The organism is Saccharomonospora halophila 8, assembly GCF_000383775.1.
Classification (GTDB): Bacteria; Actinomycetota; Actinomycetes; order Mycobacteriales; family Pseudonocardiaceae; genus Saccharomonospora; species Saccharomonospora halophila.
On record NZ_KB912482.1, the window covers coordinates 25,183 to 34,205 of the forward strand.

Consider the following 9,023-nt stretch of genomic DNA (forward strand, 5'->3'; position numbering starts at 1 on the left):
CACCCCGCGCTGCGGCTGATCGCCGAGGAGGGGCGGGTCCGGCTCGTCGCGGGGCCGGACGTCGAGCGGGACGAGCGCACCCTGCCCGTGCTGGACGCCGACTACCCGGACCACCGCAGCCTGCTCGCCGCCCTCGACCCGCCGCGGCACCGCGTGCTCACCGACCGCGTGGCCCTCGGCGACGCACTCGCCCGCGACGACTCCGGGCCCGTGGTCCTCGACGCCCACCGGGACACCCTCCGGGTCGGGGACACCGACCTGAGCGCGGTCTGTTCCACACCGCTGCGGGTCGCGTTCGATCCGGCCGTGCTGGGACCGATCGTCGAGGCCGGTGTGGGGCCCGAGGTGCTGCTGGAGACCGGCGGACCCACCCGGCCGCTCCTGGTGCGCTCGGCCGATCAGGGCAGCTACACCACACTCGTGATGCCCGTCGCACTGGATTGAAACACACAGCGACCGGACGTAGATCCAGATCACAGCGCTCCGACGAAATACTTAGTAGCACTAACAAGTTGTGCCGAGAGGCCGGTGACTGCGCAGGGGACTGACCCGACGCGATGAGGAGGCAGCGTGAGCGTGACGACGGACGTGGCCGACACCGACGCGGGCGCACCGGGGAAGGGCCGCATCGCACGCTTCGCACTCATCCTCGGGGGACTGACGGCGTTCGGGCCGTTGTCGATCGACATGTACCTGCCCGCCCTGCCGTTCATGGCGGAGGACCTCGACTCCACGGACGCCGTGTTGCAGCTCACGCTCGCCGTGTTCCTCGTCGGTCTCGGCATCGGCCAGCTGGTGGCGGGGCCACTGTCGGATTCGTGGGGGCGGCGCGGGCCCCTGCTCGTCGGAGTGTCGATCTTCATCGTGGCCTCGGCGCTCGCCGCGGTCAGCCCCTCGGCGGAGGTCCTGATCGCCGCCAGAGCGGTGCAGGCCCTCGGCGCGGCCACCGGGATGGTGATCGCCCGGGCGGCGGTGCGCGACCTGTTCTCCGGGGCCGCGATGGCGCGGTTCTTCTCCGTGCTGATGCTGGTCGTCGGGGTGGCGCCGATCCTCGCGCCGGTGATCGGGGGACAGCTGCTGGAGTGGACGTCGTGGCGCGGCATCTTCGTCACGCTCACCGTCTTCGGCGGGATCCTGCTGGTGGTCGCGGCGCTGGCCCTGCCCGAGACCCTGCCGGTGGCGGGGCGCCGGCCTCCCCGGTTCGGCCGCATCGTGCGCACCTACCGCGACCTGGTGGCCGACCGGGTGTTCTTCGGCTACACGGTGACCGTGGGTCTGGCGTTCGCGGCCATGTTCACCTACATCTCCGGCTCGTCGTTCGTGCTCCAGGACCTCTACGGCCTCTCCCCCGGCGAGTACAGCCTGGCGTTCGGGATGAACGGCGTCGGCCTGGTGATCATGACCCAGGTCAACGGCCGGATCGTCGGCCGCGTCGCCCCCCGCACGTTGTTGCGCACCGGCCTGATCATGGTCACCGTCAGCGCGCTGGGCGCTGTCCTCGCGGTGCGGGCCGGCCTCGGCCTGCCGGGGTTGCTGACACCGCTGTTCCTCATGGTCTCGTCCGTCGGGATGATCATGCCGAACGCCACGTCGCTGGCCCTGGCCGACCACCCGCGCACCGCCGGATCGGCCTCCGCGCTGCTCGGGGTGGTGCAGTTCCTCGTCGGCGGGTCCGCCTCGCCCCTGGTCGGTCTCGTCGGTGGCGACTCGGCACTGCCGATGACGATGATCATGGCGGTCGCGGCCGCCGCGGCCCTGACCACGTTCCTCGTCCTCACCCGGCCGCGCGGCACACCGACCTCCCCACCGGACCGGTCCCCGGCGGACGCCCCGGTGGGCTGAGCCGCCGGATCCCGCGGGCGGAGCCACCCGGGTGGACCGGGCCCCCCGGACGGTGGGCACGTGACCTGCCGATCCCGGCCGGGCGTGGCACGGTGAACCCATGGCCGACGACGGGCGCTCCGGTGACGGGGACGGAACGCTGACCCTGCGGTTCGGGCACGAGGAACTCGTCCTCCGCCGCCGGTACGAACTGCTCAGTATCGGTAACGACCTGCTGATCGCGCTGTGGTTCACCGTGGGCAGCGTGCTGTTCTTCTGGGAGGCCACGGTCGTCGTGGGCACGGCGCTGTTCCTGGTGGGCAGCCTCCAGCTGGCCGCACGCCCGGTCATCCGGATCCACCGCCGGATGCGGCTGCACCGGATGCACCCGCATCATCCGACCGAGAGTGCCCGCGACTTCTGACCGCACCGCCGCCGGGACGGATCGCGCGAGGAAAACGGTCGAAACGATCACATTCGGCTGTGACGCGCGATACAGTCTGTCCCGACGACAACGAGGGGCGGACGAGGTGGTTGTGCGAGACGAATGGGCCGTTACCTGCCGGGACCTGGCCGGGCGGCGTCGGGCTCTGTCGGTGTTCGTCAGCGCCGATCGGGTGGTCCTCGTCGCCCCACCGGGCGAGGCCGCGGTGCTGACCTCGCTCGACGTGGGCCGCCTCCGTGCCGTGCTGCGGGACGCGGTGATGCGGGTCGGCGAGGACCAGCCCGAGGATCCCCCCGGGGAGGCGGCGACGGACCGGTTCACGGTCCGGGAAGCCGATCCCACCGAGGCCCCCGGGGTGGGTGACGAACCGGACCCACCGGGGGACGACCGGCCGTAGGATACCCACCGTGGCGGACGAACAGCGGTGGCACGCGGTCGACGACTACTTCGACGGCCGGCTCGTCGGGCACGACGAGGTTCTCGACGACCTCCAGCGCGCGGCCGACCGGGCCGGTCTCCCCCCGATCTCCGTGGCCGCGAACCAGGGCAAACTGCTCCACCTGCTCGCCCGCATGATCGGAGCCCGCCGCGTGCTGGAGATCGGCACCCTCGCCGGCTACTCCACCGTCTGGCTCGCCCGCGCGCTGACCTCCGATGGCCGGGTGGTCACGATCGAGGCGGAACCCTCCTACGCCGAACTGGCCCGCGCGAACTTCGGTCGGGCGGGCCTGGCCGGACGGATCGACGTCCGCGTCGGCGCCGCCCTCGACGTCCTGCCGACCCTGGGTGCCGACGGTCCCTTCGACCTGACGTTCGTGGACGCGGACAAGGTGAACAACCCGCACTACGTCCGGCATGCCGTGCGGCTGAGCAGGCCGGGTTCGCTCATCGTGGTGGACAACGTGGTGCGCCGGGGCGCGGTGGCCGACGCGACCGACCCGGACCCCTCGGTGCGCGGCAGCCGGGAGGTCATCGAGCTGCTCGCGGCGGAGCCGCGCCTGGACGCGACCGCCGTGCAGACGGTCGGCACGAAGGGCTGGGACGGCCTCGCCCTCGCCCTGGTCACGGACTGACCCCGGAACGCGCGAGGACTCCCGGCTGTCCCGGGTCCGGCCTCGGGTGCCGGGTCCGGCGGCTCCCGTGGTTCCCTCCTTCGGCGGTTGATCGCCGACTCGAACGTGAGATTCACTCAGGTTCGGTCACCGGTCGAGGAGGCGCGAATGAGACGGTTTGCCCCGCTGATGGTGCTGGCCGCGCTCGTCGGGGCCGGCACAGCCCCCACGAGCGCGACACCGGGAGACGGCACGGCCTCGGCGGACGGGACGTCCACGGCCGCGAGCGGAACGTTCACGGCGCTGACGTACAACATCGCGGGGCTGCCGGAACCGCTCTCCGGCAGCAACCCGGCCGAGAACACCCCCGTGATCGGCGAGCGGATCGCGCCGTACGACGTGGTGCACGTCCAGGAGGACTTCAACTACCACGCCGCGCTGTACGAGGCCGACGACCACCCGCACCGCACCGCGACCAGCGGCGGGGTGCCGTTCGGGTCCGGGCTGAACACGCTGTCGAACTTCCCCATCCCCGAATTCGAGCGCGTCACCTGGGACGACTGCTGGATCAACCAGGCCGACTGCCTCACCCCGAAGGGCTTCACCTTCTCCCGGGTGGACATCGCCGACGGAGTCTCCGTCGACTTCTACAACCTGCACGCCGACGCCGGGGACAGCTCGCTCGACCACGGCGCCCGCCGGAGCAACCTGCGGCAACTGTCCGACCACATCGCCACGCACTCGCGGGACCGGCCCGTGGTCGTCATGGGCGATACGAACTCCCGCTACACCAGCGGCGACGACATCGTCCGGGAGTTCGTCGCGGAGAACGGGCTGCGGGACCCGTGGGTGGAACTCGTGCACGACGGTGTGCCGCCGGAGATCGGCGGTCCGTCCCCGGAGTGCGACACCGCCACGATCGACCGGTGCGAGGTCGTGGACAAGATCTTCTACCGCGGCGGCGACGGTCTCGAACTGACCGCCACCGACTACAGCGACGACCGGGCCGACTTCCTCGACGACACCGGCGAGCGGCTGTCCGACCACGACCCGATCGCGGCCACCTTCCGCTGGACACCGCCCGCGCGCTGACGACCGGGCGGTGCCGTGTCCCGGCGCCCGGTGTCGCACCACGACAACGGCCCTAACACGAAAACGGGGGCCCCGGGTCACCCCGGAGCCCCCGTTCGGGCCGCTCGGCCGCGCCTCGGCGGGTGGGCCGCCTCAGTTCTTGTGCGGGTAGAGCGGGTGCTTCTCGGCGAGCACCGCCACGCGGGACCGCAGGTCCTTGCGGGTGGCGTCGTCGATCTCGGGCCGCAGCGCCGTCGCGATGATCTCGGCGACCTCGGTGAAGTCGTCCGCACCGAAGCCGCGGGCGGCCAGCGCCGGGGTGCCGACCCGCAGCCCCGAGGTGACCATCGGCGGGCGCGGGTCGTTGGGCACCGCGTTACGGTTGACGGTGATACCGATCTCGTGCAGCCGGTCCTCGGCCTGCTTGCCGTCCAGCTGGGAGTTCACCAGGTCGACCAGCACCAGGTGCACGTCCGTGCCGCCGGTGAGCACCCGCACGCCGTTGTCGACGCAGTCGGACTGCGACAGGCGGTCGGCCAGGATGCGGGAGCCGTCGAGCACGCGCTGCTGCCGGTCGCGGAACTCGTCACTCGCGGCGATCTTGAGCGCCACGGCCTTGCCCGCGATGACGTGCTCCAGTGGCCCGCCCTGCTGGCCGGGGAACACCGACGAGTTGATCTTCTTGGCGTACTCCTGCTTGCACAGGATGATGCCGCCGCGCGGCCCGCCGAGCGTCTTGTGCGTGGTGGTGGTCACCACGTCCGCGTACGGCACCGGGTTCGGGTGCAGGCCCGCCGCGACCAGGCCGGCGAAGTGGGCCATGTCCACCATCAGCTTCGCCCCGACCTCGTCGGCGATCCGGCGGAACTCCGCGAAGTCGATCTGCCGCGGGTAGGCCGACCAGCCCGCGATGATCACCTTCGGGCGGCTCTCCCGAGCCAGCCGCTCGACCTCGGCCATGTCGAGACGGCCGGTCTCGGAGTCGACGTGGTAGGCCACGACGTTGTAGAGCTTGCCGGAGAAGTTCAGCTTCATCCCGTGCGTGAGGTGGCCGCCGTGGGCGAGGTCGAGCCCGAGGATCGTGTCACCCGGGTCGAGCAGCGAGACCATCGCCGCCGCGTTGGCCTGCGCACCGGAGTGCGGCTGCACGTTGGCGTGCTCGGCACCGAACAGGGACTTCGCCCGCTCGATCGCCAGGTTCTCCACGACGTCGACGTGCTCGCAGCCGCCGTAATAGCGCTTGCCGGGGTAGCCCTCGGCGTACTTGTTGGTCAGCACGGAACCCTGCGCCTCGAGCACGCTCACCGGCGCGAAGTTCTCCGAGGCGATCATCTCCAGCGTCGACTGCTGGCGGTCCAGCTCGTCGGCCACCGCGTCGGCGACCTCCGGGTCGACCGTGGCCAGATCGGCGTCGAACGTTTTCATGTCAGCCCTCCTGAATCTGTGCGGCGTAGGCGTCGGCGTCCATCAGTTCCGGCAGAGACTCGACGCGGACGCGGAACAGCCACCCGTCCCCGTACGGGTCCGAGTTGACCGTCTCCGGTGCGTCCACGACGGCCTCGTTGAGTGCGACGATCTCGCCGGTGACGGGCGAGTACAGCTCGCTGACCGACTTGGTCGACTCGATCTCGCCGCACACCTCGCCCGCCGTGACGGTACCGCCGGCCTCGGGCAGCTCGACGAAGACGACGTCACCGAGCGACTCGGCGGCGAACGCGGTGACACCCACGGTCACGGTGTCGTCCTCGGTGCGTACCCACTCGTGCTCGGCGGTGTAGCGCAGGTCCTGGGGAATGGTCGTCGACAACGGTCAGCCTTTCGGGGAGGAGGGACGCTGGTAGAAGGGCAGGGACACGACCTCGACCGGTTCCGCGCGACCGCGGATGTCGGCCGACAGGGCGGTCCCGGGTTCGGTGAGTTCCGGCGGGACGAAGGCCATCGCGATCGGGTGGCCGAGCGTGGGCGAGAGCGCCCCGCTCGTCACCTCGCCGACCTCGTGGTCACCGTGCAGCAGCCGGTAGCCGTGCCGGGGGGCGCGACGGCCGCTGCCGCGCAGACCCACCAGGACCCGGTCCGGTTCACCACACTTTTCCAGGGCGGCCCTGCCCACGAAATCACCCGGTTTGTCGAATTTCACCAGACGCCCCAGATTGGCGTGGAACGGGGTCGTCCCGGTGCCGAGTTCGTTGCCGTACAACGGCATACCCGCTTCGAGTCGGAGCGAGTCACGGCAGGCCAGCCCGGCGGGCTTCAGTCCGTGCGCGGCACCGGCGTCGGCCAGCCGCCGCCACACCCGCACGGCCGCTTCGGCGGGCACGAACAGCTCGAAGCCGTCCTCGCCGGTGTAGCCGGTGCGCGCGAGCAGCACCTCGTCCCCGTCGACGGCGGCGGGCATACTCGCGTAGTACCGCAGTCCGGACAGGTCGGCCCCGGTGGCCCCGGCCACGATCGCGGCCGAGGTGGGGCCCTGCACGGCGATCAGCGCCGTCTCCGCCGAACGGTCGGTGACCTCGGTGTCGAAGCCGGCCGCCCGGGCCCGCAGCTCGTCGGCGATCAGCGCGGCGTTGCCCGCGTTCGCCACCACGAGGTAGTGCCGCTCGGCGAGCCGGTAGACGACCAGGTCGTCCAGGATGCCGCCGTCGGCGTCGCACACCATCGTGTAGCGGGCGCGCCCCACCCGGACCGCCGACAGCCGGCCGACCATCGCGTGATCGAGCGCGTCGGCGGCCTGCGGCCCGGTCAGTTCGATCTCACCCATGTGGGACAGGTCGAACTGGCCCGCCGTCTCGCGGACCGCCCGGTGTTCGGCCAGTTCGCTGTCGTAGCGCACCGGCATGGACCAGCCGGCGAAATCGGTGAACGACGCGCCGAGTTCGGCGTGCACCTCGTGCAGCGGGGTCCGGCGCGGCGTGGAGTCCGTCGTGTTCGTCACGCGGGGACCTCAGCTTTCGTAGGACTCGACGGGCGGGCAGGAGCAGACGAGGTTGCGGTCGCCGTAGGCGCCCTCGATGCGTCGCACCGGCGCGAAGTACTTGCCCTTCGGCCGGGTACGGCCCGGGTAGACGGCCGTACGCCGGTCGTAGGGCAGGTCCCAGTCGCCGGTGAGCTGCTCGGCCGTGTGCGGGGCGCCGCGCAGGGGGCTGCGCTCCACGTCCCAGGTGCCCGCCGCGACCTCGTCGATCTCCCGCCGGATGGCGATCATGGCGTCGCAGAACCGGTCGAGCTCGGCCAGGTCCTCGCTCTCGGTCGGCTCCATCATCAGCGTGCCCGCCACCGGGAACGACATCGTCGGGGCGTGGAACCCGTAGTCGATCAGCCGCTTGGCGACGTCGTCCACGGTCACCCCGGTCTCCTTGGTCAGCCCGCGCAGGTCGAGGATGCACTCGTGCGCGACTAGCCCGTCCCGCCCGGTGTAGAGCACCGGGAAGTGCGGGGTGAGCCGGGCGGCGACGTAGTTGGCGGCCAGCACCGCCACCTGGGTGGCGTCGGTCAGCCCGGCCGCCCCCATCATCCGCACGTACGCCCAGGAGATCGGCAGGATCGACGCCGAGCCGAACGGCGCCTCGGAGATCGGCCCGACGCCGGTCTCCGGGCCCGCGGACTGCTCCATCGGGTGGTTCGGCAGGTACGGCGCGAGGTGCGCCCGCGCCGCGACCGGCCCGACACCGGGACCGCCCCCGCCGTGCGGGATGCAGAACGTCTTGTGCAGGTTCAGGTGCGAGACGTCACCGCCGAACTCGCCCGGCTTGGCCAGCCCGAGCAGGGCGTTGAGGTTCGCCCCGTCCACGTACACCTGGCCGCCCCCGGAGTGCACGATCTCGGCCAGCTCGGTGATCCCGGTCTCGTACACCCCGTGCGTCGACGGGTAGGTGACCATGATCGCGGACAGCGTGTCGCGGTGCTGGTCCACCTTCGCGCGCAGGTCGTCGAGGTCGATGTCGCCGTTGTCGGTGCAGGCCACCACGACCACCCGCATCCCGGCGAGCACGGCGGAGGCGGCGTTGGTGCCGTGCGCCGACGACGGGATCAGGCACACGTCGCGCTCCGGCTGCCCGTGCGCACGGTGGTAGGCGCGGATCGCCAGCAGCCCGGCCAGCTCACCCTGGCTGCCCGCGTTCGGCTGCAGCGAGACGCTGTCGTAGCCGGTGACCTCGGCCAGCCACGAGCTGAGCTGGTCGATCAGCACCCGGTAGCCCTCGGCGTCGGAAGACGGCGCGAACGGGTGCAGCCCGGCGAACTCGGGCCAGGTGACCGCCTCCATCTCGGTGGTGGCGTTGAGCTTCATCGTGCAGGACCCGAGCGGGATCATGCCCCGGTCGAGCGCGTAGTCGGAGTCGGCGAGCCCGCGCAGGTAGCGCAGCATCGCCGTCTCCGAGTGGTAAGTGTGGAACACCTGGTGCGTCAGGTACTCGCTGGTGCGGTCCAGCCCGTCGGGCAGCGCGCCCACCCCGCTGTCCGCGGTCGTGGCGGTGGTCACCGGGCCGGTGTCGGCCACCCCGAACGCGCCGAGCACGTCGGCCAGCGTCTCCGGGGTGGTGACCTCGTCACAGGCGATCCGCACGTGGTCGGCGTCCACCGGGCCGAGGTTGACGCCCGCCTCGCGGGCGGCCGCGACCACCGCGTCCGCGCGGCCG

At 71.7% G+C, this 9,023-nt stretch carries 8 protein-coding genes and 2 pseudogenes; 6 read left to right on the forward strand and 4 right to left on the reverse strand.

Going from position 1 to position 9,023, the window contains the following annotated elements; genetic code table 11:
* The 6 genes and pseudogenes from SACHA_RS19695 to SACHA_RS0101240 form a co-directional block, all read left to right on the forward strand.
* Positions 1-444: pseudogene (locus SACHA_RS19695) on the forward strand (MerR family transcriptional regulator); the annotation flags it as partial.
* A gap of 126 nt (positions 445-570) precedes the next feature.
* On the forward strand, positions 571-1,842 hold the full coding sequence (locus tag SACHA_RS0101220; protein WP_019806552.1) for a Bcr/CflA family multidrug efflux MFS transporter: 1,272 nt from the start codon (positions 571-573) through the stop codon (positions 1,840-1,842).
* A 100-nt stretch (positions 1,843-1,942) separates the two neighbouring features.
* Positions 1,943-2,245 (forward strand): YrhK family protein, encoded by a 303-nt coding sequence (locus SACHA_RS0101225; protein WP_019806553.1) that lies wholly within the window; start codon positions 1,943-1,945, stop codon positions 2,243-2,245.
* Positions 2,246-2,351: 106 nt separating this feature from the next.
* Positions 2,352-2,555, forward strand: a pseudogene (locus tag SACHA_RS26480) (hypothetical protein); the annotation flags it as partial.
* 118 nt (positions 2,556-2,673) lie between these two features.
* Positions 2,674-3,339, forward strand: coding sequence for an O-methyltransferase (locus SACHA_RS0101235; protein ID WP_019806555.1), 666 nt, complete (start codon positions 2,674-2,676; stop codon positions 3,337-3,339).
* Positions 3,340-3,486: 147 nt separating this feature from the next.
* Positions 3,487-4,410: an exonuclease/endonuclease/phosphatase family protein gene (locus tag SACHA_RS0101240; RefSeq protein WP_028662776.1), complete on the forward strand. Its 924-nt coding sequence runs from the start codon at positions 3,487-3,489 to the stop codon at positions 4,408-4,410.
* Between the two features lie 132 nt (positions 4,411-4,542).
* On the opposite strand, the gene glyA is transcribed toward SACHA_RS0101240, so the two are convergent.
* The 4 genes from glyA to gcvPB all read right to left on the reverse strand — a co-directional run.
* A complete protein-coding gene (gene glyA, locus SACHA_RS0101245) occupies positions 4,543-5,814 on the reverse strand; it encodes a serine hydroxymethyltransferase (RefSeq protein ID WP_019806557.1) in 1,272 nt (423 codons plus the stop codon).
* A gap of 1 nt (position 5,815) precedes the next feature.
* A complete protein-coding gene (gene gcvH / locus SACHA_RS0101250; protein WP_019806558.1) occupies positions 5,816-6,196 on the reverse strand; it encodes a glycine cleavage system protein GcvH in 381 nt (126 codons plus the stop codon).
* A gap of 3 nt (positions 6,197-6,199) precedes the next feature.
* On the reverse strand, positions 6,200-7,321 hold the full coding sequence (gcvT, locus tag SACHA_RS0101255; RefSeq protein ID WP_019806559.1) for a glycine cleavage system aminomethyltransferase GcvT: 1,122 nt from the start codon (positions 7,319-7,321) through the stop codon (positions 6,200-6,202).
* 9 nt (positions 7,322-7,330) lie between these two features.
* Positions 7,331-9,023 (reverse strand): aminomethyl-transferring glycine dehydrogenase subunit GcvPB (gcvPB, locus tag SACHA_RS19700; RefSeq protein WP_039737555.1); only part of this gene is annotated, 1,693 nt, incomplete at its 5' end.

What these genes read in the sequence shown, in the direction of transcription:
- SACHA_RS0101225 (WP_019806553.1), top strand. Translation starts at nt 1,943, where the DNA reads ATGGCCGACGACGGGCGCTCCGGTGACGGGGACGGAACGCTGACCCTG.
- SACHA_RS0101240 (WP_028662776.1), top strand. Translation starts at nt 3,487, where the DNA reads ATGAGACGGTTTGCCCCGCTGATGGTGCTGGCCGCGCTCGTCGGGGCC.
- glyA (WP_019806557.1), bottom strand. Translation starts at nt 5,814, where the DNA reads ATGAAAACGTTCGACGCCGATCTGGCCACGGTCGACCCGGAGGTCGCC.